Source organism: Acinetobacter colistiniresistens (genome assembly GCF_000413935.1).
GTDB classification, from domain to species: domain Bacteria; phylum Pseudomonadota; class Gammaproteobacteria; order Pseudomonadales; family Moraxellaceae; genus Acinetobacter; species Acinetobacter colistiniresistens.
Map to the genome: position 1 here is coordinate 347,685 of NZ_KE340378.1, position 24,856 is coordinate 372,540.

General features: G+C 42.5%; 19 protein-coding genes, 3 tRNA genes and 1 pseudogene. 15 read left to right on the top strand and 8 right to left on the bottom strand.

Translation table 11 applies throughout. The features are described from left to right. Window positions 1-198 precede the first annotated feature (198 nt). Both F907_RS13680 and F907_RS13675 read left to right on the top strand, forming a co-directional pair. The gene (locus F907_RS13680; protein ID WP_016651523.1) at window positions 199-1,689 is read left to right on the top strand and encodes a flavin-containing monooxygenase; all 1,491 of its coding nucleotides are present in this window, start codon (window positions 199-201) and stop codon (window positions 1,687-1,689) included. 127 nt (window positions 1,690-1,816) lie between these two features. Beyond that, complete coding sequence (locus F907_RS13675) at window positions 1,817-2,317, top strand: DUF2059 domain-containing protein (protein WP_005276091.1); 501 nt, start codon at window positions 1,817-1,819, stop codon at window positions 2,315-2,317. A 59-nt stretch (window positions 2,318-2,376) separates the two neighbouring features. On the opposite strand, the gene F907_RS13670 is transcribed toward F907_RS13675, so the two are convergent. Then, window positions 2,377-3,549, bottom strand: coding sequence for an acyl-CoA dehydrogenase family protein (locus F907_RS13670; RefSeq protein WP_016651524.1), 1,173 nt, complete (start codon window positions 3,547-3,549; stop codon window positions 2,377-2,379). 187 nt (window positions 3,550-3,736) lie between these two features. Here F907_RS13670 and F907_RS13665 point away from each other — a divergent pair, with 187 nt between their 5' ends. The 8 genes from F907_RS13665 to F907_RS13630 all read left to right on the top strand — a co-directional run bounded on the left by F907_RS13665 (window position 3,737) and on the right by F907_RS13630 (window position 12,359). Continuing rightward, a complete protein-coding gene (locus tag F907_RS13665; RefSeq protein ID WP_005276096.1) occupies window positions 3,737-3,994 on the top strand; it encodes an FAD assembly factor SdhE in 258 nt (85 codons plus the stop codon). After that, on the top strand, window positions 3,981-4,376 hold the full coding sequence (locus F907_RS19180; RefSeq protein ID WP_016651525.1) for a hypothetical protein: 396 nt from the start codon (window positions 3,981-3,983) through the stop codon (window positions 4,374-4,376). The genes F907_RS13665 and F907_RS19180 overlap by 14 nt, the downstream gene beginning before the upstream one ends. A gap of 207 nt (window positions 4,377-4,583) precedes the next feature. Next, window positions 4,584-4,790, top strand: coding sequence for a hypothetical protein (locus tag F907_RS13655; RefSeq protein ID WP_005276100.1), 207 nt, complete (start codon window positions 4,584-4,586; stop codon window positions 4,788-4,790). A gap of 359 nt (window positions 4,791-5,149) precedes the next feature. Beyond that, window positions 5,150-6,265, top strand: a complete 1,116-nt coding sequence (locus F907_RS13650) for a hypothetical protein (RefSeq protein WP_016651526.1) — start codon at window positions 5,150-5,152, stop codon at window positions 6,263-6,265. Window positions 6,266-6,342: 77 nt separating this feature from the next. Then, window positions 6,343-6,921, top strand: a complete 579-nt coding sequence (rrtA, locus tag F907_RS13645; RefSeq protein ID WP_016651527.1) for a rhombosortase — start codon at window positions 6,343-6,345, stop codon at window positions 6,919-6,921. 145 nt (window positions 6,922-7,066) lie between these two features. Beyond that, window positions 7,067-9,277, top strand: a complete 2,211-nt coding sequence (locus F907_RS13640; protein ID WP_016651528.1) for a TRAP transporter large permease subunit — start codon at window positions 7,067-7,069, stop codon at window positions 9,275-9,277. 504 nt (window positions 9,278-9,781) lie between these two features. Further along, entirely contained in the window at window positions 9,782-11,986 is a 2,205-nt protein-coding gene (locus F907_RS13635; protein WP_016651529.1) for a TRAP transporter large permease subunit, read from the top strand. Window positions 11,987-12,050: 64 nt separating this feature from the next. After that, a complete protein-coding gene (locus F907_RS13630; protein WP_016651530.1) occupies window positions 12,051-12,359 on the top strand; it encodes a hypothetical protein in 309 nt (102 codons plus the stop codon). Window positions 12,360-12,361: 2 nt separating this feature from the next. Here F907_RS13630 and F907_RS13625 read toward each other — a convergent pair whose 3' ends face one another. Both F907_RS13625 and F907_RS13620 read right to left on the bottom strand, forming a co-directional pair. Beyond that, window positions 12,362-13,243, bottom strand: a complete 882-nt coding sequence (locus tag F907_RS13625) for a DMT family transporter (protein ID WP_016651531.1) — start codon at window positions 13,241-13,243, stop codon at window positions 12,362-12,364. Between the two features lie 90 nt (window positions 13,244-13,333). Then, window positions 13,334-14,104 (bottom strand): AraC family transcriptional regulator, encoded by a 771-nt coding sequence (locus tag F907_RS13620; protein WP_016651532.1) that lies wholly within the window; start codon window positions 14,102-14,104, stop codon window positions 13,334-13,336. Between the two features lie 119 nt (window positions 14,105-14,223). On the opposite strand from F907_RS13620, the gene F907_RS13615 reads away from it, so the two are divergent. Next, window positions 14,224-15,138 (top strand): DMT family transporter, encoded by a 915-nt coding sequence (locus F907_RS13615; protein ID WP_016651533.1) that lies wholly within the window; start codon window positions 14,224-14,226, stop codon window positions 15,136-15,138. Window positions 15,139-15,187: 49 nt separating this feature from the next. Here the strand turns inward: F907_RS13615 and F907_RS13610 are convergent, their stop codons facing one another. Genes F907_RS13610 through F907_RS13600 form a run of 3 tightly spaced genes read right to left on the bottom strand, consistent with a single transcriptional unit; the run spans window position 15,188 to window position 17,935 of the window. After that, the gene (locus F907_RS13610) at window positions 15,188-15,640 is read right to left on the bottom strand and encodes a hypothetical protein (protein ID WP_111804945.1); all 453 of its coding nucleotides are present in this window, start codon (window positions 15,638-15,640) and stop codon (window positions 15,188-15,190) included. Window positions 15,641-15,650: 10 nt separating this feature from the next. Beyond that, entirely contained in the window at window positions 15,651-15,857 is a 207-nt protein-coding gene (locus tag F907_RS13605; protein ID WP_016651534.1) for a YheV family putative metal-binding protein, read from the bottom strand. 38 nt (window positions 15,858-15,895) lie between these two features. Then, window positions 15,896-17,935, bottom strand: coding sequence for a M3 family metallopeptidase (locus F907_RS13600; protein ID WP_032861832.1), 2,040 nt, complete (start codon window positions 17,933-17,935; stop codon window positions 15,896-15,898). Between the two features lie 315 nt (window positions 17,936-18,250). Here F907_RS13600 and F907_RS19425 point away from each other — a divergent pair. Next, window positions 18,251-18,654: pseudogene (locus F907_RS19425) on the top strand (putative four-helix membrane protein). A gap of 127 nt (window positions 18,655-18,781) precedes the next feature. Here the strand turns inward: F907_RS19425 and rnr are convergent. Further along, entirely contained in the window at window positions 18,782-21,217 is a 2,436-nt protein-coding gene (gene rnr / locus F907_RS13595; RefSeq protein WP_016651537.1) for a ribonuclease R, read from the bottom strand. A gap of 260 nt (window positions 21,218-21,477) precedes the next feature. Between rnr and F907_RS13590 the strand changes: the two genes are divergently transcribed. The 3 genes from F907_RS13590 (at window position 21,478) to F907_RS13580 (ending at window position 21,779) form a co-directional block, all read left to right on the top strand. After that, window positions 21,478-21,567 (top strand) — tRNA-Ser (locus tag F907_RS13590). Between the two features lie 11 nt (window positions 21,568-21,578). Continuing rightward, window positions 21,579-21,655, top strand: a tRNA-Arg gene (locus tag F907_RS13585). Window positions 21,656-21,702: 47 nt separating this feature from the next. Beyond that, window positions 21,703-21,779, top strand: a tRNA-Arg gene (locus F907_RS13580). 120 nt (window positions 21,780-21,899) lie between these two features. On the opposite strand, the gene F907_RS19075 is transcribed toward F907_RS13580, so the two are convergent. After that, on the bottom strand, window positions 21,900-24,326 hold the full coding sequence (locus F907_RS19075; RefSeq protein ID WP_016651538.1) for a beta strand repeat-containing protein: 2,427 nt from the start codon (window positions 24,324-24,326) through the stop codon (window positions 21,900-21,902). Between the last annotated feature and the right edge of the window lie 530 nt (window positions 24,327-24,856).

Sequence of the window (24,856 nt, forward strand, 5' to 3'; positions counted from 1 at the left end):
AGGAAATTTTATTCTTCTACGAAAGCAAATCATCTTACTGAACGAAATCCAAGCAGAAATCTCAGGATTTTTTGCCCATCAATTTCTTAAAAATGTCCCGAAGTGATATGAAAAAACCGATGAATGACCAAACTTGACATTGCGTATTGTCAAATTTGTGCTTTAATAAAGTCATGGTTTATACAGGGTATAAAAAAAATGGAAAAGCAAGTTGATGTATTAATTATTGGTGCAGGTATCTCTGGGATTGGGTTAGCTGTACATCTGTCTAAGAACTGCCCACAACGTAAATTCGAAATCTTAGAACGTCGTGATAGCTTTGGTGGAACTTGGGATTTATTCCGTTACCCTGGGATTCGCTCTGACTCGGATATGTCAACCTTTGGTTTTAATTTTAAACCATGGGCAAAAGACAAAGTCTTGGCCAGTGGTGCTGAAATCAAGGGCTATTTAAGTGATGTGATCAGTGAAAATCAGTTAAAAGAGAAAATTCACTTTGGTCATCGTGTATTGTCTGCAAACTACGATTCAAGCAAGAAAAAATGGTCAGTTGAAATCGAAGACAGCAATAAGAAAAAGCAAACCTGGTCAGCAAATTTTGTGATGGGCTGTACCGGTTATTATAACTATGATCAGGGCTATGCGCCGAAATTCCCGAAACAAGAAGATTTCAAAGGTCAATTGATTCACCCGCAACACTGGCCTGAAAACCTAGATTACACAGGTAAGAAAGTGGTGATCATTGGTAGTGGTGCTACTGCAATTACCCTTGTTCCTTCAATGGTGAAAGGCGGGGCAGGACATGTCACCATGTTACAGCGTTCGCCTTCGTATATTGCTACGATTCCTTCAATTGACTTTATTTATGAAAAAACCCGTAAATTTATGTCTGAAGAAACCGCTTATAAATTTACCCGTGCACGTAATATCGGCATGCAACGTGGTATTTATGCCTTGGCACAGAAATATCCAAAAACAGTACGTCGCTTATTGTTGAAAGGTATTGAGTTGCAGTTGAAAGGTAAAGTGGATATGAAACACTTTACCCCAAGCTATAACCCGTGGGATCAACGTTTGTGTGTCGTGCCAGATGGCGATTTATTCAAAGCATTGCGTGAAGGCCATGCCAGTGTTGAAACAGATCAAATTGAAAAGTTCACTGCCAACGGCATTCAATTGAAATCAGGAAAACACCTTGAAGCCGATATTGTGATTTCTGCAACAGGTTTGGAAATCCAGATCTTGGGTGGGGTGAAAGGCACGATTGATGGTAAGCCAATGGATACTTCTCAGCATATGCTCTATCAAGGTGTGATGGTCAGCGATGTACCAAACATGGCGATGATCATTGGCTATATCAATGCCTCTTGGACATTGAAAGTTGATATTGCAGCGGATTATATCTGTCGCTTACTCAATCACATGGATAAAAATGGCTATGACGAAGTGATTGCACACGCCGATCCAGCATTACGTGAACACGATACCATTATGGGCAAAATGTCTTCGGGTTATATTGCACGTGCGGCCAATGTGATGCCGAAGCAAGGTAAAAAAGCACCGTGGAAAATTACCAATAACTATCTTGCCGACCGTAAAGAATTGAAAGATGCATCATTCAATGACGAAGTCTTACACTTCCATAAACGTGGTGAGCAAGTGGAGCGTAAACCAAAGTTAGTGTCATAACTCATTTATTTCGTTCATAAAAACCCTGTGCGCTTGCATAGGGTTTTTTTATTTGCAATGAGGCTTTAAATCTAAGCAATATCGCGTATATTGAGCAGATTAGAACATTTAGATTAGGGACAATTCAATGAAGCAAATCTTCATCTTGGGGACATTATTACTCAGTACATTTGCCTTTGCAGATGATCTAAAACAAAAACAAGTTACTGCACAAAAGTTGGTGTCAGTAGATGGGACAGAGCAGGGTTTGCAAAATACCGATAAAATGATTGTCGAGCAAATTCGTATGCGGTTGCCCAAAGATCTACCTGAAAGCTTTTATACGGATTTAAGCAAGAACCTGAATAGTGAACAGCGTAAGCAATTTATTGTACAGCGTTATGTCGAGAGCTTTAGTGAAAAGGAATTACAGGCGGCTTTGAATTTCTATCAGTCTGCTGAAGGCAAGGCTTGGGCAAAAAAAGCCAGTGATGTCGGTGCTGAAGTTGCACATTTCACCACTCAGAATGCCCGTACCGCATTAAATACCACCATGCAGCAATATATGGATAATCCTTCCATTAAACAGCTCTCGGCACGTATGAATCCACAGTCAGCACAAGCCACTGAAAAGGCTGCTAACAAATAAATAAAAATGGGATCATGTATTCGGCATGATCCCACTTTGTATCCAGTTGGATCGATTGATTAGAGCGTACGTGAAATTAGTTCTTTCATGATTTCATTGGTACCTGCATAGATACGATTGGCACGGTTGTCGATGTAAGCACGGGCAATTGGATATTCCAGCATATAACCATAGCCGCCATGTAGTTGTAAGCAATCATCCACGACTTTTGAGAACATATCTGAAATCTTGTATTTGGCAGCGGCTGCGGCATCAACCCCCAAGCTTTCTTCGAGTTGGAGTTCCATACATCGATCCAGATAGGTTCGACAGAAATCAATTTCAGTACGTAATTCTGCCAGTTTAAAGCGAGTATTTTGGAAGGTACTAATCGCTTTGCCGAAGGCTTTACGGTCTTTGGTGTATTGTACCGTATGGGCAAAGGCAGCTTCTGCCCCTGCTTGGCAGATAATCGCCACTAACATACGCTCCCAAGCCAATTCTTTCATCAGCATGATGAAGCCCATACCTTCCATACCCAGTAGGTTTTCTTTCGGGACACGGACATTGTCAAAGAACAATTCACAGGTATCTTGACCTTTCATGCCGATTTTATTCAAAGGCTTACCTTTGCTAAAGCCTGCACGATCTGCTTCCACAATAAGTAATGATAAATTGGCTGAACCTTTTTCATTGTTGCCAGTCTTACAGACCACAATCGCCATATCGCAGAGATAACCATTGGTAATAAAGATCTTTGAACCATTGATGACGTATTCGTCACCATCAAGTACTGCAGTCGTCCGCACGGCCTGAAGATCTGAACCTGTTCCTGGCTCAGTCATGGCAATGGCGGTGACCGCTTCACCTGTGGCCATCTTCGGTAACCAGTGTTGTTTCTGTACTTCATTACCAAAGTTGTTGATATAGTTGGCGACAATGTCTGAATGCAAAGAGAAACCTGTGCTTGAATCCATGGCATAGGCTTGTTCTTCAATGAGAATCATGCTGTAAAGGCGATCGACTCCTGAACCCCCGTATTGCTCTGGCATGGTCGTACAGAGCAAGCCAAGTTCACCTGCCTTATTCCATAAGTCACGATCCACATGTTGTTGCTTCTCATATTTTTCAATATTGGGAACCACTTCTTTTTCATAGAATTTGCGCACGGTTTCGCGGAAGGCTTCGTGATCTGAAGTAAACAGTTTGCGTGGGAGCATGTTTGGAACTGGACGAATAGCACCTGATTGCATTTGTTATTTTTCCCTAGTGTGTTGGATTTAAATCTTCTTGCTCACCATACAAGAAATCGAAAATAGTGAACAATGTGATCAATGCTCAATTTGATTGATGTATTTGGTCACTTGAGAAAAATCTCTAAGAACTTCATCGGGGAGATCAGGTACACTATGGGAAAATTGTTGCATTGCGGAGCCCATCATGTCTGATGAAATGACACTGGAACAGCGTAAGGTCGTGTATCGTGCACGTCGTGGTTTAAAAGAAATTGACGTGTATTTTGATCCCTATGTTAAAAACTACTATTTGACTGCCGATGCGGCAGAAAAAGCCTTATTTGCCGAGCTTGTCGATCAAGAAGACCCCGATTTATTGGACTGGTTTATGGAGGTTGGGGAACCGCCTCGTGCAGAATTAAAAGACTTTATTCTCAAACTCAAACATTATGTACACGGCTAAGCATGTTTTTGAGTTGCAATACAGCAGGTTTGCGTTTGTGTTGCAACTCTTGCTGTTTATCTTCCTCCTGAGTTTACTTTATGCTTTAGTCACCCTTGGATGGTGGCTACTTAGTCTTGTGGGAATGACGATCTCGTGGTTCTTTTTCTTGAGGCAGCCTCAGATCCGACGCTTTGAATACTTAGATCATCAGCACTGTTCATTCGAATTTTCTGATCCTGCATTAAAAATTCAGCGTAGGCAGATCGTCAAAATATTGGATCACCAACTCTATATTGCCGTGTATTTTTCTCATGAAAAGCATAAAACTTGCATCGTCTGGTGGGATCAATTGTCACATTCGCAATGGAAAAAGTTAAAAATACGCGCAAAACTCAGCTAATTGTTAGACAATTATACAACTGTAAAAAATATATAATAATATAAATTTCATAAACTTATCTTATTTTCATCGCTATTTTTTTTAAATTGTTAGATTAAATACTCTAAAAAATCGTGAAAGTCATGATTGTCAGACAATCTGGCGATCAAGTCTGATTTATTTTCGTTAAAGTACAAACACCAACGTAAAGGGTGGTGGAGGTTCTAAATGGAAATTCCAACATGGTCGTTTCTGGTGATCGCAATCATTTTTGCGATTGTAGTAGGAAGAGCAGGAACTTTACTCAGGGAATATCTTGAATCACGTCAACCACAAATTGCAGTGATCAAGAGAAAGAGATTGAAAGTGTCGTCAATATATCACTCTCCCGTGAATATCGATGATGAACGCCAATCTAGTATCTATCAAAAATAGATACACAAGTGTAGGAGGTCTCTATGGAGATTTCAATGTGGATGTTTCTAGTAATTGCAATCGTTATGGCGATCGTAGTAGGAAGAGCTGGAACATTACTCAAGGATTATTTTCAACAAAACTAAAATATAAAGAGTTTCACGATTTTACCAGTTAATAAGTAGCATGTGCTGAACCGTCGCAATGCTACTTTTTTTTGCCTGAAATTTCTGTTGATGTGCTCAATTGTCAATTCTTTCGTCTGTGAATTGTGTCAAAATGTCCAAGTTAAAATTAGAGCAATTACTCTTTAATTCAAGTTTTGCATCTGATAATGTACAGCTAAAAGGAAAAAACAAATTATTAGAGGGACAGGAAGTATGTCTAAACTCCATAAAATTGGACAAGGTGTGGCGGTTGCTGTTTTGGCAACATCAATGCTGTCAGGATGTTCATATGTGATTAAAACAGGTGCTAATGTGGCACTTGGTTTTGGTGAAAAACATATTGTTCCACCGATTTTGGCAATGGATGATGCTGAAATGGTGTGTAATTCAGGTAATGCCCTAACGCCAGCGGTGATGTCGACCAAAGATATGGGCGCTGATCCGACCCGTATGGCCGTTTTACTTTATACCGCAGCTGGCGTTTGTGCTGAAAATCAGGCCTTGGAAGCAGAGTTACGCTATTTACGTGCATCCAAAGCAGGTCAGGTTTCTGAGGCACAAGATGCGCGTATTGAGCAAAAACGTTGGGCTGCGATTGCGGCGGAACGTCAATATGCAGGCTATCAGTTATTTGCTCACCGTTGGGAAACTAAATATAAATATAAACTAGGTGATTCATGCCCAACCATGCGGAATGATCTCGATCAGACCGTTTATTTACTTGGGATGGTGAGTGGTCTACAAGCCATGACCAATGATATTAATTCAGGTGGTGCAGTCAACGTGCCAAAGGATATTGCCGGGATTGTTGAACGCGGTATGGCCTGCTTGGACAATGAAAAATTTTGGGGCGCACCAATGGCGACCCGTGCCGTGATCTGGACTTTATTGCCAGGAGCGGGTGATGGTAAGCCTGAACCCTATGCCACCATGAAGCAGTCTATGGCCATTGGTGAGAAGAAGGGCGTTCGTTTAGCCCATGCACTCTATGCGGTTGCTGCGCAAGCCAGTGGTGATGATGCTAAATTACGTGATGCATTCCGTTCTTATGCTGCAGCGACTGGAGATGATAAGCCTGCGAATCCACAGTTTCGTTTGATTGATAGAATGGCGGGTTTAATGGTGCGTGGTATTGCAGATCGCTACTGGACTGAGCATACCGGTGTCAGAGCAGGCGATGAAGGTTTAACCACATTCTGGGATGATAAACAAGAAAGTTCGGCAGAATTAGACTCGCTGTTTGATGGGGGTGAAGGGGCACCTGCACCAGATCAAGCCGCTCCTGCACCAGATCAAGCTGCACCAGCACAAGAAACACCAGCTGAGTAACCTGAATTAAACGACCTTTTATAAGGGAAGCATCTAAACTTATAAAAGGTCTGTTTTTTTCAAGAGGTGAGCGATAAATGAAAGATCAAATATGGATAAGGAAAATCATTTTGATCGCGATATGTATTTCCATATCGGCTTGTCTGCAAGTGTTTGCTGATCATTTCATTTATTGGCGACCCATTTTACTCACCGAATTCTGGCGCATCTGGACCGCGCACTGGGTGCATGTCGGTTGGATTCATTTTCTACTCAATATGATGGCCTTCGCTTGCTTGCCATTTATTTTTCCGCATGTACGCAATTGGCATTTGGGTGCATTGCTGTTGATTCTGCCCCCATTCATTAGTCTGATTTTTTATTTTTATTTACCTTATGTTGATGCTTATGCAGGACTTTCTGGTGTCTTGCATGGTCTCTATACCGCAGTCGGTGTGGTGTATTTGCAATATAAGAATGAAAGGAAATTTGCAATCTTGGTACTGGCATTGATTGCTGCCAAACTGATTTGGGAAAATACCTTTGGACAAACAGGTACAGCGCAGTTGATAGGGAGTCCTGTGTTGACCGAAGCACATTTGATCGGCGCCATTGGCGGTCTGCTCTGCGGTGTGAGTTATTTATTGATAAAAAATATAAAAATTAGAATGTCATGATCATCTGATAAATAGACTTAATAATATTTCAGTGGGTACGTAGAGGGATTGGTTATAAAGAGGATAAATCTATTCTCTATCGGCCATGTACATTGAAGATTCAGCATCTTCGGAGGGATGTTGATTACAAGAAACTGGAATAGATATGCAACATGATGAACAGAAAAAATCTGGGTTAGGTCTATTAAGTTATATTTGGACCGAGTGGATATCAACTTTTGTTATCCTTTTTTTACTGCTTATGACTTTGATTATTGGTACTGGAGAAATGATCCATGGCCAGTTATTACGGATGGGGGAGCGTCTGTATGGCGACCCTGCAATTGGAATGCAGTATTCATTCCTTCGTGCGGAACCCGAAAAGCCCACCTGTGATCGCCACCCGAATATTGAGGCGCAAGTTCAAGAGCAAATGCGGATCAATGCCGCGGATGAATTTGCCAGTATGTTTGGCGCCGCATCGAAGGCCGATGTCCGTGCTTCTCTCCTAGCAGCAAAACAACAGTGCGAAGAAAAATACCAGTTTTATGATAAAGCAATCACATATATTGAAGCTCATCCAAGTGTACGAACTTATCGTCAGATTGAAACGAGTTTCTTTGGTATCTTCAAATTCGGGACAGAGAATCGTGCTTTATTCTTGGTGATTATGGTGGTGTTCGCTGCAATCAGTGCCACTTTAAAGACGCATCATATTGGCTTACGTAGCCCAGCGACGAAAATTGATTTCCGCATTTATAGTATTGCCATGTTGATCGGCAATGGATTATTGACTTCATCTGTCATTAGCCAATATCGATCAGTCATGAATGCTGGTGTGCCAATTAGCTCAGAAATGACACTGATATACTGGTTGTGGATGATTTTGTTTGCAGTACTGACGCTGATTAGCCTGTATCAGTTAATTAAATCACCAACGCCAACACGAGCGGGAGGGAGTATTGGTTTGGCCTTTCTCAGTGTACCTCTCTATGCCTATATGGCGATTATTACAGGGGGCGCTTTTACTTTCTTTATGGCCTATCCCATGGGGCAAGGGATCTATCTGGGCCAGTTGGTCGAGTTCTCGAGTATTTTCCTGAATCTGGCCTTGTTTATCTGGGCGGGGATGCTATTGAAACAGACGAGGATTGTCGACTTGTTTCTCAATATCTTGCGTCCCTGGAATCTCGCTCCCGAAACCTTAACCTGGTTGATCTTAATTGCTGCGGCTTTGCCGACTGCTTACACTGGTGCTTCCGGTATTTTCGTCATTGCAGCAGGTGCAATTATTTATAAAGAAGTCTGGAATGCGGGCGGGCGCCGTCAATTTGCTTTGGCGGCTACTGCACTTTCAGGTTCATTGGGGGTCGTACTTCGACCATGTTTATTGATTGTGGTGGTAGCTTCCTTAAATAAGGAAGTGACCACGGACCTGCTGTATCAATATGGCATGTATACCTTCCTGTTAACTTCAACCTTATTCTTGGTCATTGCGCTACTCTTTGCCGAGCAGAAATTTAGAATTGCACCCTTTAAAGTAGCCTTGCCGAAATCATTGCGTGCATTTGTACCTGTATCGCCTTATATCGTGATTTTTATTCTGATCTGGTTGTTCTATAAACATGCATTAGCCACAGATCTAAATGAATTTACCGCACCAGTAATGATGCCTGTGATTTTATTGCTGATGGTGTTATTTGATAAATTACGTAAAGAGCCTGCACCTTTAGCAGCTGTTGGGCATTGGGACAGTACGCTGAATAGTTACACCATTCCTGCGGATGGTTCTCAGCCTGCTGCACCGATCAATCCCGAAGATGATCCGCGTAATCCTGTGCGCCGTGTTTCTTTCGGCAAAGCATTACATGCAGCAACCAGCGAGACAGTTGGGCATATTGGGGCTTTGGTGATCTTAATGGCGCTTTCAGTCAGTGTCGGCGGGTTCCTTGAACAGATTCATATCATGGAAACTTTCCCGCAAAATATTAACAGTACCTATCTGGTGATTACCCTGATTGTGCTGCTGATGATTTTTGTCGGTATGATTATGGACCCTTTCGGTGCGGTGATTTTAATCACGGCGACAGTTGCACCCGTGGCTTATCAGTATGGAATTGATCCCGTACATTTCTGGATGATTGCCTTGATTGGCTTTGAACTGGGATATGTGACACCGCCAGTTGCACTGAATCATTTGCTGGCACGGCAGTCAATTGGTGATGCGGAAGTGGCGGAAGCAGATGCTGAAGTGCGAGATCAGCCTTTTTTCTATCGTTATGAGCGCTGGATTCTCCCCTTACTGGTAATGGTTCCTGCGATTTTGATGATTGCTTATCTGCCTTATAGTTTTAACCTGTTTGGCTGGTATAGCTAGTTTTGGTATTTAAAAATCAAACAAGTGCCTTCGGGCGCTTGTTTGTGTTCAAGAAAACGCGATTTGTTGATCAGCATGGCGGATCAACCCAGAACAAGAGAATAACTAGAGCTGGATTGAGATTTGTGACAATTATTATGTGATTAAAATGACATTTTGAGATCGATATAGTTATGTTATAAATAGACTGAAAAGATGGAATAGCTTGCTTTAGAGTTGAATTCTCTGATCGTGGAGGGAACGGTAAAAGTTTATTTAGGTTGTTAAATTTGTAATCAAATAAGGATGAAATGCGAGGGTAATCGAGAGAGTACATATAAATTGATAAAAACAACCAATAAAAAAGTGATTGCAGTCATTCTTTTTTCTAGAAGTTTGCTGCAAATTTAAGCGGTTTAAAAAGGATTGGTGATTCGATGGGTAAATGCATTTATCTATCAACCATGGACAGCGCATGATTCAACATCTTCGGATGGATGTTGATAACAATAAATTGGAATAGACATGCAAAATGATCAAGAGAATAAGTCTGGATTAGCCCGGTTAGGCACTATCTGGAATGATTGGATATCAACCTTCATTATTCTTGCTTTGTTGCTAATGACTTTGCTTATTGGTACAGGCGAAATGATTCACGGTCAGATGCTTCGTATGGGGGAGCGTCTTTACGGTGATCAAACAACAGGGATGCAATATTCGTTTTTACGTGCGGAACCTGAAAAACCATCTTGTGATCGACATCCAAACATTGATGCACAAGTTCAAGCGCAGATGAAAGCCAATGCTGCTGATGAGTTCGCCAGTATGTTTGGTGCTGCCTCTGAATCTGACGTTCGTGCATCTTTGTTGGCGGCACAACAACAATGTGAAGAAAAATATCAGTTCTATGATAAAGCGATGAAGCACTTGGAACAGCATCCAAGTATTCGTACTTATCGTAAGGTAGAAACGACTTTCTTCGGTATCTTTAAATACGGTACTGAAAATCAAACGGTTATTTTATTGATTATGGTGTTGTTTGCTTCAATTACAGCATCTTTACGTTATCACCATATCAGTTTACGTGCACCTAAAACCAAGATTGACTTCCGTGTTTATTCTGCGTTGATGGTTGCGGGTAATGCATTGCTCAGTTATTCCGTATTGAGCCAATATCATTCTGTATTAAACTCTGGTGTAGAGGTTGCAGGCAAAACGACAGTATTGTACTGGTTGTGGATCGCCTTATTTGTATCTCTTACGATCATCAGTATTTTCCAGTTCATTTTTATTCCCAAAACAGCACAGCCTAAAGGTAACTTTGGCTTGGCAGTGTTGAGTGTTCCGCTGTATGCCTTCATGTCTCTGGTGACAGGGATCGTATTTACCTTCTTCATGGATTATCCAATGGGGCAAGGGATTTACTTGGGTATTTTGGTTGAGTTCTCGGGTATTTTCTTAAATCTGGCATTGTTCATCTGGGCAGGTATGTTGCTGACCCAAACCCGTGTCATGGATTTATTCTTAAATATCTTGCGTCCTTGGAACTTGGCCCCAGAAACCTTAACTTGGTTGATCTTGATTGCAGCCGCGATTCCTACGGCCTATACAGGCGCTTCAGGGATTTTCGTTATCGCAGCGGGTGCGATTATTTATAAAGAAGTGTGGAACTCGGGTGCACGCCGTCAATATGCCTTAGCGGTCTCAGCGATGTCAGGCTCTTTGGGTGTGGTGATTCGTCCATGCTTATTGGTCATCCTGATTTCAATGCTGGATAGCCGTCATGTGACATCGACTGAATTATTTGACCATGGTATCTATGTCTTCTGGTTAACAGCATTCATCTTCCTCGGAGTTTCTTTGATTCTTGCTGAAGAAAAATTCCGTGTGAACTCACCTAAAATTGCGGTTCCTGGCATGTTGCGTGCCTGCGTACCCGTGATTCCTTATGTGATCATTGGTTTTGCAGTAGTGATGTTCTACAAGCTGGCTTTAGATACTTCAATCAATGAATTTACCGCACCAATGATTTTACCGTTGGTGTTAATTGCAATGATCTTGTTTGACAAGCTATTCGCATCAAAAGTCGTGTCAGCACCTGTGGTTGACCCTAAGCATGAAGCATTGGTGCGTGAACATGAGAAAAAATCCGAGTTCTTGAAGAGCCATGATCCACATGGTAGCAAGAGCTTTGGTTTCGGTGGTGCATTACGTTTTGCAACTTCAGAAACAGTGGGGCATATCGGCGCATTAATCTTGTTGATGGCTTTGTCTGCGAGCGTGGGTGGTTTAATCGAACGTGCAGAAGTGGTTGAGTTATTACCGACACACTTGGGCAATATCTATATTTCACTTGCCTTCATTGCGTTGTTACTTGCGATTATTGGGATGACCACCGATCCATTTGGTGCGGTGATTCTGGTTGCTGCGACGGTTGCGCCAGTGGCCTACGAAAATGGCATCCATCCGATCCACTTCTGGATGATCGTATTGGTGGCATTCGAATTTGGTTATGTAACACCGCCTGTTGCCTTGAACCACTTGCTGACGCGACTTTCCGTCGGGGATGAAGAGGTCTCGGCTGCCGATCGGGAGGCAAAAGAAAAATACACCAGTTTCTACTTCCGTTATGAGCGTTGGTTATTGCCGATTATCGTCTTGTTCTCATCGCTGGTATTGGTGACGTATGCGCCGTATATCTTCCAGATGTTTGGTTGGTATAAACATTAAGCGTTGAAACTAAAAAGCACCTTCGGGTGCTTTTTTATTGTTATTTTATTGAATAGGTTAATCTATGAAAGCATTGAGCCAAGAAGAATATCAGGCAACCTTTTTCCCTCCCATGTTAGATGTTACGGAGAGTGCCGAGGAAATTGTAGATTTATGGGGCTATGCTGATGCTGTGATTGAACAACGGTACCATTCCTGTACGGCTTGGGAATGGTATGTGAAAAATATTTATGAAACTCAAGATGGACAATTCCAGCATCTCAATATTCCAGTACCTCTAAATAACACGTATCTTGTGGTCGTTGTTGATAAGCCGAAACGGGAAATTCTAGGTCACTATGTACTGGATTTACACCCTGATCCAAAGTCATGAACTTACAATACTGACTTTTTTGACCTTTGTATTAAAGGGCTACATAACAAAATCGCTGAGAGAATAATGCCAAAACCAATCACGCTATATAAATCAGGCACTTCATTCCACAGTAAAAAGCCCCAAAGTCCTGCAAAGATAATTGCAATATAGTTGACGGGTGCAATCTGCCCAGCAGGGGCAAGGCGATAGGCATGTGACATAAATATCTGGCTGACATTGGCTAGTACACCTGCACCAATCAAAAACAATAATTCTTGTAAATGATAAGGGCGCCATACCCAAAACATCGGAATGACAGACAATAAAGAACCAATCAAGCAGAAATAAAACACAATACGTTCAGGCGGTTCGGTTTGAGTCAGGGCACGTACTGTGACAAAGGCCATCGAGGCCAACAGGCTGGAGCTGATCCCGACAACAGAAATCCAGTTGAATAAGCCTTGATCAGGCTTGGCGACACAGAACACCCCGATAAAGCCGAGTACTGCGGCGAGCAACATTGCCGTGGTGACTTTTTCTTTGAGAAATAGCCAGGCAATCAGCGGAATAAAAATCGGAGATGAGTAGGTAAACACCATGGCATTGGAAAGTTTTAAATGGGCAATGGCATAGAAAAAGCCGTACATGGCCGCCAATCCGACAATACTGCGCCAAGTATGCATCCACAGTTTTTCTGTTTTTACAAAACTGGTTCCTTGTTTAAAGATAAAAGGCAAAAACAGGATCAACCCAACCACATTGCGGAAAAATACAATGGTGTAGTTATCGACGCTATGTGAAGCATAACGAATACAAATGCCCATCACAGAGAAAAGCAGCGCAGAAATGGTAAGGCAACCAATCGCCATCATCAGGTTGCGATTGGTGTGTTGAGCATCCATAGCGATTCGGGTATTGGAAGATTGCGCTTATTTTATGCTCCTGTAAGGATGAAAGGAATGAGATTCTTCACCAATCTATGCTCAGGACACTTAACTCAATGTGTCAGAGAATTTTTTAAGATAATCACTCGGTGTCATGCTGGTTTCACGCTTAAACATGGCACTAAAGGCACTCGGACTGTCATAGCCCAAGTCCAAGGCAACATTTAAAACGGGTTTATTCAGGGCTAAATCAATCATGGCTTGCATCAGTTTGGCTTGACGTACCCAGTGAGAGAAATGCAGTCCAGTTTCTTTTTGGAAATGTCGTGCCAGTGTTTTGCTACTGATATGCAGTTGCTGTGCCGTCTCTTCGAGCCCCCAGTCTAAGGCCAAATTGTTTTTAATCCTTTGGCACAGTTGCAGCAGCTTAGGGCTTTGAGGGTCGGGTAAGTTAAAAGCCAAAGCAGGTAATAAGCGCACTTCATCCAGAATGAGTTGCAGCAGTCTTTCATCACGACTATTCGGCTGGATGGCTGTTTTGATCTGCATTGCGCTACTCATTAGCTCTCGTAGTAAAGCAGGAATGGCAACCACACGGCATTCTGAACTCTGTGCTGAGGTTTCTATAAAAATCCCTCGGGCTTTGACATCACCACTACTGAGCAGGGCATGTGGTTTATGCGCTGGAATCCAGACACCGCGTCCAGGTGGGGTAATCCAAATGCCTTCATGCGTTTGCACCCGTATCACGCCAGAAAGAGTATGAATCAATTGAATTCGGTCATGACTATGCCAATCCTCAATATGCCCATGCGGATAGTTTTCCGAAAAAGCATAAACGGGATAGTCCAAGAAGCCATGTTGAAAATTTTTTCCCATCTTGAAAGATATCCTGAATAGATTGTCTGTTTTTCGATAGTAGTCGTCTTGTTATCGAGAAACAGTGCATTGATTATTTTTTAGCATGATTGGTACTGCAATGTATAGGTGTCTAGATCATGTTTCAGAAAGCGTATTTTTATCCCTTATTGGCCATTTTGTTTTGGGCGGGCAATGTGGTGGTGTCGAAAATGGCCAGTCATGCCATTTCTCCTGTGGCGATTACATTTTATCGTCTGGTGTTGGCGCTTACTGTCATGAGTACCTTTGTGCTGATTCCGGTCTGGAGAAATCGAAAAACCATTCAGCAGTACTGGAAGCAATTGGCATTAGGTGGCTTTCTGTCCGTGTCTCTATTCCAGTTCTTGTCTTATCAGGCGGCATCGACCACAACGGCCACCAATATGGCGATTGTGACGGCATTGATTCCTTTGCTGACCATGATTTTAAGTAGCGTGATGCTGAAAGATCGGCTGAGTTACGGCATGTTGTTTGGCGGTGCCTTATCTTTCTATGGCATCTTGTATTTGTTAAGTCATGGTTCAATTACAGATATCTGGAAGCAAGGGGTACATTTGGGTGATGGCTTGATGCTGATTGCTGCGGCAGGTTATGCCTTATATGGGGTGTTATTGAAGCGTTGGAAAATGCCAATTCCTGCATGGCAATCGAATTTTGTGCAATCCAGTTTTGCGATTGTCTATGTATTGCCTTTCTTTATCTTTTTGCCTGCTTCGCAGATGCAATTGAACCAACAGACTATTCCCTTAATTGTCTATGCCAGTATTTTTTCCTCCGTGCTGTTGTCTTATTTATGGATAGAAGGGGTGAGACATTTAGGGCCGAATCGGAACAGTATTTTTATGAATCTATTGCCTTTATTTACTGCGTTGATTGCGGTGGCCTTGCTGGGTGAGCATTTACAGATGTTCCACTACATCGGTGGTGGTTTAACTTTGCTAGGCATTCTAATTGCACAGACGATTCAAAAGCCAATTCAGTTTAAACAAGCTGCCAAGCAAATTTTAGATTGAAGGGGATGAGAATAAAAAAAGCATTAACTTCTGTTAATGCTTTTATTTATCAAGACTTACTTTGTGCCGCAATTTGGGCTTCTAGCAGCTTGATTTGATCTTCTTTCAATTTCAGCAGAGTGTCAACATCGTTATGTTGTTGCTTTAATTCATGCTGCTGGTCTTGCAATTGTTGATGAATATCATCCAGTTTGGCAATTTCTTCTTTTGCCAGACTATCATTTGCAGGCAATGGCTCTTTCACAATCGATTCTTCAACCAATTGGATTGGAGCAGCAACATCACTTGTCGCGGTGCTCACCTCATCAGACGTAGCAGCTTCTGGTTGCGCTGGGGCAACAGTTTTTTCTGCAACAGGCTGAGCAGGTGCAGAGGTTGCAGCTTGCTGATCTTTTTGAGCTAAAAACCATTGGACAGCAAGGAACAGCACCACAACAACACTCATTCCACCAATTATTATCCATAATAATTTGGAATTTTCTGTTTGGTATGCGGACATCACTTTAAACCTTCTAGTCAAAATGACGAGGTTTGAATTGTATCACCCCAATTTCATCTGGCTCAGGGGGTTGCGCCTGTTCCACGTGGGTCGGGCGCTTTTCGCTATAAGCACATTCGATACATTCAATCCACTCGTCATCCACAGTGATGATCTTAACCACACGATCTAAGGCTCCACATTTTGGGCATTTTGCGCCCGCGATGAACTGTCTTTTCATGTCAGTTAATTACACCCTGTGAACAATAATGACGTAGTTTAAGCGGTTTTATCGGTGTTCGTCCAACCTTGATGGCGTAATAATGCATCTATTTTCGGTTCTCTTTTTCGGAAATTGCGAAACGCATCAAGTGCTGTATCTTTTCCGCCAACTGCTAGAATAAACTTTCTAAACTCTTTTCCAGTCTCGGTATTAAAAATACCTTCGCTTTCGAAACGATCGAAGGCATCACTGGCTAAAACTTCTGCCCATTTATAAGAGTAATAACCTGCCGCATAACCGCCTGCAAAAATATGACTAAAGCTGTGCTGGAAGCGGTTATAAGCTACCGCAGGAACCACAGCAAATTGATCGCGGATATCGTCCAATGTCGCTTGGATTTGCTGACTGTTTAAGGCTGGTGCTTGGCGGTGAATGCTGAGATCAAACAATGCAAATTCAATCTGACGCAAGGTTTGCATGCCAGACTGGAAGAAACGTGCATTGAGTAAGGCAGATAGCAATTCTTGCGGTAAGGTTTGTTTGGTTTCAGTGTGTTCGCTAAGTACATCTAAACTTTCATTGTCCCATGCCCAGAATTCCATAAACTGGCTTGGTAATTCCACTGCATCCCACGCCACGCCATGAGTACCTGCAACCGAGATATTATCTACTTCAGTTAGCATGTGATGTAGGCCATGACCAAACTCATGAAATAAGGTAATCACTTCATCGTGGGTGAGGAGCGCAGGTTGATCGCCAATTGGTGGGGTAAAGTTACACAACATATAACAAATTGGTTTTTGTAGACCATTGACCGTTTGTACACGAGAACGGAAACCGCTCATCCATGCACCACCACGTTTGCCGTTACGGGCATATAAGTCAAAGTAGAAACCGCCGACCACTTGGCCTTGATCTTCAATTTCGAAATAACGGACATCATCTTGCCAGACAGGGGCTTGGCGTTCAACGATCTGGATTCCGTAAAGGCGTTGTACGATCTGGAATAAACCTTGTATCACTTTTGGTGCAGGGAAATAGGGTTTAAGCGCTTCTTGTGAAAGATTGAACTGTTGTTGTTTCAACTTCTCAGAATAGTAGGTTGCATCCCACGGTTTTAAGTCTGCAATACCATCTTGTTGTGCAATCGCTTTCAGTTCTGCAATTTCAGCGAGTGCAGGTGTACGCGCATGTTCTGCCAAATCAACCAAGAATTGATTCACCGTTTCAACATCAGGTGCCATTTTACTGGCAAGGGAATATTCAGCGAAGTTGTTGAAACCAAGCAGTTGCGCCATTTCTTGGCGTAAGCTCAGGATTTCTTCCATCGCAGGGGTATTATCAAATTCAGTCTTGTCAGATTGTTCTGAGGCACGGGTAACATAGACCTTATACAGCTCTTCTCTTAATTCACGATCATCCGCATAGGTCATAATTGCAAAATAAGCAGGGAAGTCGAGTGTGGCAACGGCTTGTTCAAGCTCACGTTGTTGTCCGTATTGTTTTAACAATTCAACACTGCTTTGCGGTAGACCTTTGAGTTGTGCTTCGGTTAATGGCTTGAAGTAGGCTTGGGTTGCATCGAGAACATGATTGGAAAAGTCTGAAGACAGCTGGGATAAACGAGCCGAGATTTCAGCGTAACGCTTTTTGGCTTCGCCTTCGAGTGCAACACCTGACAGTTTAAAGTCACGTAACGTGAGTTTGATCGCACTTTGCTGTGCTTCGCTCAGCGTTTGTAAGACTGTACTGTCGTGAATCTGTTGATAGGTTTGATATAACGCCGTATGTTGTCCAAGCTGCGTATAATACTCACTTAAACTTGGTAACAGCGCTTGATACACTTCACGGGTTTCAGCATTGTTCATGACTGCATTCAGATGCGACAAAATGCCCCACGATTCACTCATGTTATTTTCAAGTTGATCGACTTCTGCCAAGGTTGCCAATTGGGCTTCAGGGCTTTGCGGAACTTCATTGAGTTGGTTTAAGAAGTTTTGACCGTTTTGAATGGTCTGTTCAATCTGTTGTTTTAAATCGGCAAGTTGAATTTGATCAAATTGAGGAACGGGAAGCGTCGCTTGTTGGAGTGTCATTGTATTTTTGCCATATTCATCTTTAAACATAGTTATAGATGTAGGGCTTCAGAGGGGAGAAATCAAGTGTGACTATGCTTCATCTCTCATATTTAGATTAATTTCCTCTATTCATAAACATGTATATGTATTTTAAATCATGGCTGTCAATCGTTGATGGGGATATTTATGAGTTATGGTGATGAGTAGAGACAGCTCATCTTCAGAATGGCAATTTTAATGAAAAATCATTTCGTGATAAACTTATACCAAAGAACAATTTAACCAATGAATTTCTGTAGAACAATTCGAGTCTAGATCAGTTAAACCGTAATCATTATGCTAAAAAAGATTAGTGCCCTTGTTTTATTTTTGTCTGTATCTGTTCAAGTTGGGGCTACAGTAAATAATGCGATATATTGGCTCTAGAGGAACAGGAAGTCCATCTGCCAATGGTTCAGCCTCGACGCTGTTCTTTCTCGTATGTGGCACTGGGGCATTATATGTTTACTATAAATTATTCCTAAGCTGGATTAAACGTAAGAAAAATAGTGAAGAACCACAACGTTTATATGGTTTGGGCAATAATGCTGACAGTGTTTGGGCTGTTAGCATTGTTTGCATCGGGACTCACTTTTGAAATACTGAGTAGTTTCGGTGGAAAAGAATTGGTATCGCAGATTTGGTATCTTGTTTTATTGGGCTTTTGGGGAGTACTTGTTTTTTTAGATAGAACTTGATTGATCTTATTTGAACCAAACTGAGTTCAATGATTTTTCTTGACATAGCTCAATTTAAAAAATAGAGGTTAAGTTTTTGAAAATTCTAATAAAGAAAGAGAGCCGAAGCTCTCTTAATTTGTAAAAATTACTCAGCCTTTGCTTTCGCGTTCGACTTTTTCTTTTTCACTTTCTTTTTGGCCTTTTCTTTCGTTTCTGGTTTAGCAGACGCTTTTTTAGCTGGCTTTTTGCTATAAGAACTTGGTTTGTTCTTATCCTTTTTCTTGCGTACAGGCTTCTCACCATCTTCACTCACTTTAGAGGTTGTCGATGGCGGTTTGCCAAATACTTCTTCAGTTGTTGAAGCACGCTTCGAGCTAGACGGATTCGCAGTACGTGGTGCTTTCTGACGAATTACACGCCCCAAATGTGTCAGCTGTTGGACCAGTTGGAAGTCAATTTTACGTTCTTCCAGATTTACACCCGCGACTTGAATTTTCAGTTCATCACCGAGGCTAAATGACTGTCCACGATTCTGACCAATCAAGCTTTGGCTGGCCTGATCGTACAGGAAGAAATCCTCACCGAGCTGGCTGACATGAATCATACCATCCACGTACAGGTCTTTGAGGGTCACGAATAGACCAAACTCTGTGACGGCACTAATGATACCAACAAACTCATCGCCTAAATGCTGTTGCATATAATGGCACTTTAACCAAGTGGTCACGCTGCGTGAAGCTTCGTCGGCACGACGTTCAGTTTGAGAGAAATGTTCGCCTGCATCATCTAAAGCTGCACCAGACAATGGATAAACTTTCTTGTCGAGATAGGCTTTAATGGCACGGTGTAACAATAAATCGGGGTAGCGACGAATTGGTGAAGTGAAATGAGTATAAGCTTCATAAGCAAGACCATAATGTCCTGCATTGTTCGCGCCATAATAGGCTTGCATCATTGAACGTAACAGCACCGCATGGATACTTGGTGCATCTAAACGATCTTTGGTGGCTTCAATCACCGCCTGATAATCGGCCTGAGTGGGTTGTTCTGGGAATGGCAAACCAAGTAGTTTGACAAAATCGCGCACTTTTTGGATACGTGAAAACTCTGGTGCTTCATGCACACGATACAACATTGGAATATCATGTTCTAACGAGTATTCAGCTGCGGCAACATTGGCCAACAACATGCATTCTTCAATCAGTTTATGCGCATCATTACGGGTACGTGGCAAGATTTCTTTAATCCCGCCCAACTCATCAAAGGTCATGTAGGTTTCAATGGTTTCAAATTCCATTGCATGACGTTTGGCCCGTAACTCTTTTAATGTTTGATAGAGCTGGAATAAGGTATTCAGTGATTTATGAATGGTCTTATCTTCAGGGATCGCATCTGTTGCCCCTTCAAAATATTGTCCCACTTGGGTATAAGTTAAACGTGCCTTTGAATGCATAACGGCAGGGTAGAACTCATAACCTGTGACTTTACCTGCACGAGACAGTTTTAAATCGCAGACCATACATAAACGGTCAACATGCGGATTTAAAGAACAGAGGCCATTGGATAATGCTTCTGGCAGCATCGGCAGCACGAAATGTGGGAAATAAACCGATGTACCACGTTCTTCTGCCTCATCATTTAAAGGTGAGTCTAAACGGACATAATGGCTCACGTCTGCAATGGCAACCACGACACGATAACCGCCACCTGCACGTTTTTCTGCAAAGACAGCATCGTCAAAGTCACGTGCATCTTCACCATCAATGGTGACCAGTGGTAGATCACGTAAATCAACACGACCTTTACGATCCTGTTCAGACGGTTCTTTAAAACTTTCGGCTTGTTTAATTACCGCTTCCGGGAATTCATAAGGTAAACCAAATTCTAGAATGGTTTGCGGAATAATAATCTCGGTATCGGCTTTGTCTGCCATCGATTGAACGATGTGACCTGTCGCCAGCTCTTCGCGGGTCGGGTAATCGTCAATTGCGACACGCAGCATATCGCCCACTTTGGCATTGGCGTGTTGAATCAACTCTTTTTCGAGGGTAATCGGTTGATGCTGATTTGGATTACTTGGTTGAATGAAGTATTCACCTTCATGCTCAGACACTTTACCAATAATTTGTTTGACGCGACGTTGTACCACTTCGGTAATAAAGCCCCAAGCTTTACCTTTACGGTCAACCGAGGTCTGACGGACTTTAACGCGATCGCCGTTAAACACTAGACGTAATTCACGTTCAGGTAACAAGATATCATCCTGACCTGAGATATTGGCCGTACCTAGACCTTTACTATTAATATAGACCGTTGCTTCATGGCTCGGTAAATCGGTTGCAGGCTGGTATTTAAATCCATCCTTCATCAATTGTCCGTCGCGAACCATGGCACTTAAGCGATGATTCAAGGCATCAATACTTTTTTGATCGGGGATATTAAAGTGGTCAACAAGCTCAGCGTGAGACTGTGCAGTTTTTAATTGTTCTAATGTAGTTAAAATAAGAGTTCGGCTAGGAATAGGATTATCGTAACGTTGCGCTTCTGCTTTTGCTTCGGGATCGGCCCAATTTTTAGTCATATCGTTTCATTTCACATCTGGCAGATCGGTTTAGCATAAGTCATTTAAACTCTAACTGCACGTCAAAGATTGCAAGATTCTGTTTATTGTCCCGATCCAAATAAAGGAGATAAGCCTATATTAACAAGCACAGCGCTAAAAAATGCTGAAAAAATGCGGAAATTGATTAAAAAGTATTTGATTGAACTGAAAAAGAAGAAAAAAACAGGAACATCCCTTGTGTAATGTGGTTTTAGTTTGTATTATTGCGCTCGTGTTACGGTGAGATGGGTGAGTGGCTGAAACCACATCCCTGCTAAGGATGCATACGGGTAACTGTATCGAGGGTTCGAATCCCTCTCTCACCGCCACTTTACTTAAAGCGCTCATAGCTCAGCTGGATAGAGCACTTGGCTACGAACTAAGGGGTCGGGAGTTCGAATCTCTCTGAGCGCACCAAGTAAAGATTTAAAGTAACACATGCCTGAATTGGCAACATAAGTAATGCGCTCATAGCTCAGCTGGATAGAGCACTTGGCTACGAACTAAGGGGTCGGGAGTTCGAATCTCTCTGAGCGCACCAACTTAATAGAAGAAACCGCTTAATTGCGGTTTTTTTGTGCCTGATTTTTGTGAACCGAATTTGAATAACCGTATAAATAAAAAAAGCCGCTGATGATAGCGGCTTTTTTTATGAATTGATTTAGAAGTGATTCACTGAACTTAACAGATGATCTGTAAGTGAATTTAATGGTGATTGAAGTGACACAAGGTCGGTTAAAGAGCCGCCATTTGGATGTGGTTCGCCAACAGCGATGCTTGAAGCCACTGTTCCTGTCAACGCATCTAAAATTCCATCTATGCTTCCATGTGCATTGTAATCGCCATGTCCAACACTAATGTTGATCAGATTATTGAGACTATCTAGTGATCCATCGCTGAATAAGTTACTTACATGACTCTGAAGCGCATCAATAGCGATATTGCCATTACTAATGACCGTTTGAATAGGTTGGGCAATACCTGAAATCACGTCTGCGCTATTCACACCGTGGCTAATCGTACCAAGAATATCGGTAAGTGAGCCAAGAGGGTTGTTACCTCCACCAGTAATACCACCAGTGATACCGCCGATAATATCGCCAATCGAACCTAGTGGACCGCCTGTACCACCACCGATGCCACCCGTAATGCCACCGATAATATCGCCAATCGAACCCAGTGGACCACCTGTGCCGCCACCGATACCATCTGTAATTCCACCGATGAGGTCACCAACATTGGTGAGATCACCCACAGCATGCTGAACTAGACCAGAAGCGGTAGAGCCGTTATGAATCAGTGTGCCGACCACACCCGTGAGTGAGCCAACGGCACCACCGACATCGGCACCTGCCAGATGAGACACTGCTTCTAATGTACCGTTTACGGTATCACGAGAGGTTTCAAAAGTAAGGGTACCAAGATGAGTCAGATCCGTGATTGGATGAACACCAGGAAGCACACCACTCAGTACGCCGCCTACTGTGTTAATCCCAGTATTGATAATGTCGGTTTTGAGGCTTTCAACACCTTGAAGCACGTCAATGCCTGTTTGGATTGCACCAGTAACAGGGTTATGGCTAAGGTCGCCACCTGTAATTCCACCAATGATGTTTGTAATTACCCCTAAAGGCCCACTTGTACCGCCACCAATACCGCCTGTGATGCCACCAATAATATCGCCAATCGAACCCAGTGGACCACCAGTACCACCACCGATGCCCCCGATGAGACCACCAACATTGGTGAGATCACCTACAGCATGTTGAACCAGACCAGAAGCGGTAGAGCCGTTATGAATCAGTGTGCCGACCACACCCGTGAGTGAGCCAACGGCACCACCGACATCGGCACCTGCCAGATGAGACACTGCTTCTAATGTACCGTTTACAGTATCACGAGAGGTATCAAAGGCGAGGGTACCAAGATGAGTCAGATCCGTGATTGGATGAACACCAGGAAGCACACCACTCAGTACGCCATCTACCGTATTAATTCCAGTATTGATAATGTCGGTTTTGAGGCTTTCAACACCTTGAAGCACGTCAATACCTGTTTGGATTGCACCAGTAACAGGGTTATGGCTAAGGTCACCCCCTGTAATTCCACCAATGATGTTTGTGATTACCCCTAAAGGCCCACCTGTACCGCCGCCACCAATACCGCCTGTGATGCCACCAATAATTCCAGTAATTGTACCGAGTGGACCTGTATTTCCAATGTTGGTGATATCGCCAACGATGTGTTGTATTGTATTTGCGGCAGTGGAACCATTATTTACCAGTGTACCGACCACACCTGTGAGTGAGCCAACTGCACCACCGACATCGGCACCTGCCAGATGAGACACTGCTTCTAATGTGCCGTTTACGGTATCACGTGAGGTATCAAAGGTAAGGGTGCCAAGATGTGCGAGATCTCCAATAGGGTGTTCTGACTGATGAACCGCACTAATAATGGTGCCCGCTACCGTGTTAATTCCTGTATTTATAATATCGGTTTTTAAGCTTTCGAGCCCTTGAAGAACACCAATTCCACTTTGAATGACGCCTGTTACGGGATTATGGGCTAAATCGCCACCCGTGATACCGCCAATGATTCCTGTCACTGTGCCAAGGGCACCACCATTTGCGCCCCCTGTAATACCGCCAAGAATCCCTGTCACTGCACCGAGAGGCCCGCCATCTGCGCCGCCAGTGATACCACCAATAATACCCGTGACCGTACCGAGAGGGCCACCATTTGCACCACCTGTAACGCCTCCAATGATATGGGTTACAGCATCAAGTGGAGCACCATTGGCACTGCCAGTAAGGCTGCCAACAAGGTTTGTCACTGTTGAAAGAGGGCTGCTACTGCCCGTTACACCGCCAAGAATCCCTGTGATTGTACTCACTGGGTTAGTCGCAACGCTATTTGTAATACTGCTTACTGTATTCGTTACAGTGCTGGGTGAAACTAGATTTGTAATTGTAGATAAGGAAAGAGGAGCAAGAATTGAACTACCAACATGTGATGTTGAGCTATTACTATCAACTAAACTCGAAGTAATACTTTTAATCGGTGATAAAAGACTTTTGAAAAGCATAACGATACCTATATTTTTAAAGTAGTGTTGTTTTGGAGTAATTATTTGCTATGGTTTTTTTGTGATTAAAGTCACATTAATCGCATTTAGTGTTATATGTGATCATTATTTTGTCAATCTGTAACTATTGAGATTTTGATTGTTAATTATTGATTTAAGATATTGAATTTTAATGTTTTTTAAAGGATGGTTTTTGGCTTTAATTTGCATCTGTATTTTATTTACAATGCGGGGAGTGTGACGGTTCCAGACAATTAAGTCTGTTTTTTCAGTGAATTAAAATATGATCGAATGCTGAAATTGGAATTATTGTGGATGAATCAAAAAGAAATTTTTAAAATTTGTTATTCGTTTGCAAAAAAATATTTCCAATCCATACGATGTTTGCTTAACCAATAAATATCAGTGGTTTAGATTTTTAGCTATCATTTTTTTTCAGATAATAATCAATTAAAAGTTGTAGCAAGGGTGAGATTTTGGGCTGTTCTTTAAATAAACTAACGAATCATGCATCTGTTCTAGATGACATT

Excerpts from the sequence above, each read along its gene's own strand:
- F907_RS13680 (WP_016651523.1), top strand. The coding sequence starts at position 199 with ATGGAAAAGCAAGTTGATGTATTAATTATTGGTGCAGGTATCTCTGGG.
- F907_RS13675 (WP_005276091.1), top strand. The coding sequence starts at position 1,817 with ATGAAGCAAATCTTCATCTTGGGGACATTATTACTCAGTACATTTGCC.
- F907_RS13670 (WP_016651524.1), bottom strand. The coding sequence starts at position 3,549 with ATGCAATCAGGTGCTATTCGTCCAGTTCCAAACATGCTCCCACGCAAA.
- F907_RS13665 (WP_005276096.1), top strand. The coding sequence starts at position 3,737 with ATGTCTGATGAAATGACACTGGAACAGCGTAAGGTCGTGTATCGTGCA.
- F907_RS19180 (WP_016651525.1), top strand. The coding sequence starts at position 3,981 with ATGTACACGGCTAAGCATGTTTTTGAGTTGCAATACAGCAGGTTTGCG.
- F907_RS13655 (WP_005276100.1), top strand. The coding sequence starts at position 4,584 with ATGGAAATTCCAACATGGTCGTTTCTGGTGATCGCAATCATTTTTGCG.
- F907_RS13650 (WP_016651526.1), top strand. The coding sequence starts at position 5,150 with ATGTCTAAACTCCATAAAATTGGACAAGGTGTGGCGGTTGCTGTTTTG.
- rrtA (WP_016651527.1), top strand. The coding sequence starts at position 6,343 with ATGAAAGATCAAATATGGATAAGGAAAATCATTTTGATCGCGATATGT.
- F907_RS13640 (WP_016651528.1), top strand. The coding sequence starts at position 7,067 with ATGCAACATGATGAACAGAAAAAATCTGGGTTAGGTCTATTAAGTTAT.
- F907_RS13635 (WP_016651529.1), top strand. The coding sequence starts at position 9,782 with ATGCAAAATGATCAAGAGAATAAGTCTGGATTAGCCCGGTTAGGCACT.
- F907_RS13630 (WP_016651530.1), top strand. The coding sequence starts at position 12,051 with ATGAAAGCATTGAGCCAAGAAGAATATCAGGCAACCTTTTTCCCTCCC.
- F907_RS13625 (WP_016651531.1), bottom strand. The coding sequence starts at position 13,243 with ATGGATGCTCAACACACCAATCGCAACCTGATGATGGCGATTGGTTGC.
- F907_RS13620 (WP_016651532.1), bottom strand. The coding sequence starts at position 14,104 with ATGGGAAAAAATTTTCAACATGGCTTCTTGGACTATCCCGTTTATGCT.
- F907_RS13615 (WP_016651533.1), top strand. The coding sequence starts at position 14,224 with ATGTTTCAGAAAGCGTATTTTTATCCCTTATTGGCCATTTTGTTTTGG.
- F907_RS13605 (WP_016651534.1), bottom strand. The coding sequence starts at position 15,857 with ATGAAAAGACAGTTCATCGCGGGCGCAAAATGCCCAAAATGTGGAGCC.
- F907_RS13600 (WP_032861832.1), bottom strand. The coding sequence starts at position 17,935 with ATGACACTCCAACAAGCGACGCTTCCCGTTCCTCAATTTGATCAAATT.
- rnr (WP_016651537.1), bottom strand. The coding sequence starts at position 21,217 with ATGACTAAAAATTGGGCCGATCCCGAAGCAAAAGCAGAAGCGCAACGT.
- F907_RS19075 (WP_016651538.1), bottom strand. The coding sequence starts at position 24,326 with ATGCTTTTCAAAAGTCTTTTATCACCGATTAAAAGTATTACTTCGAGT.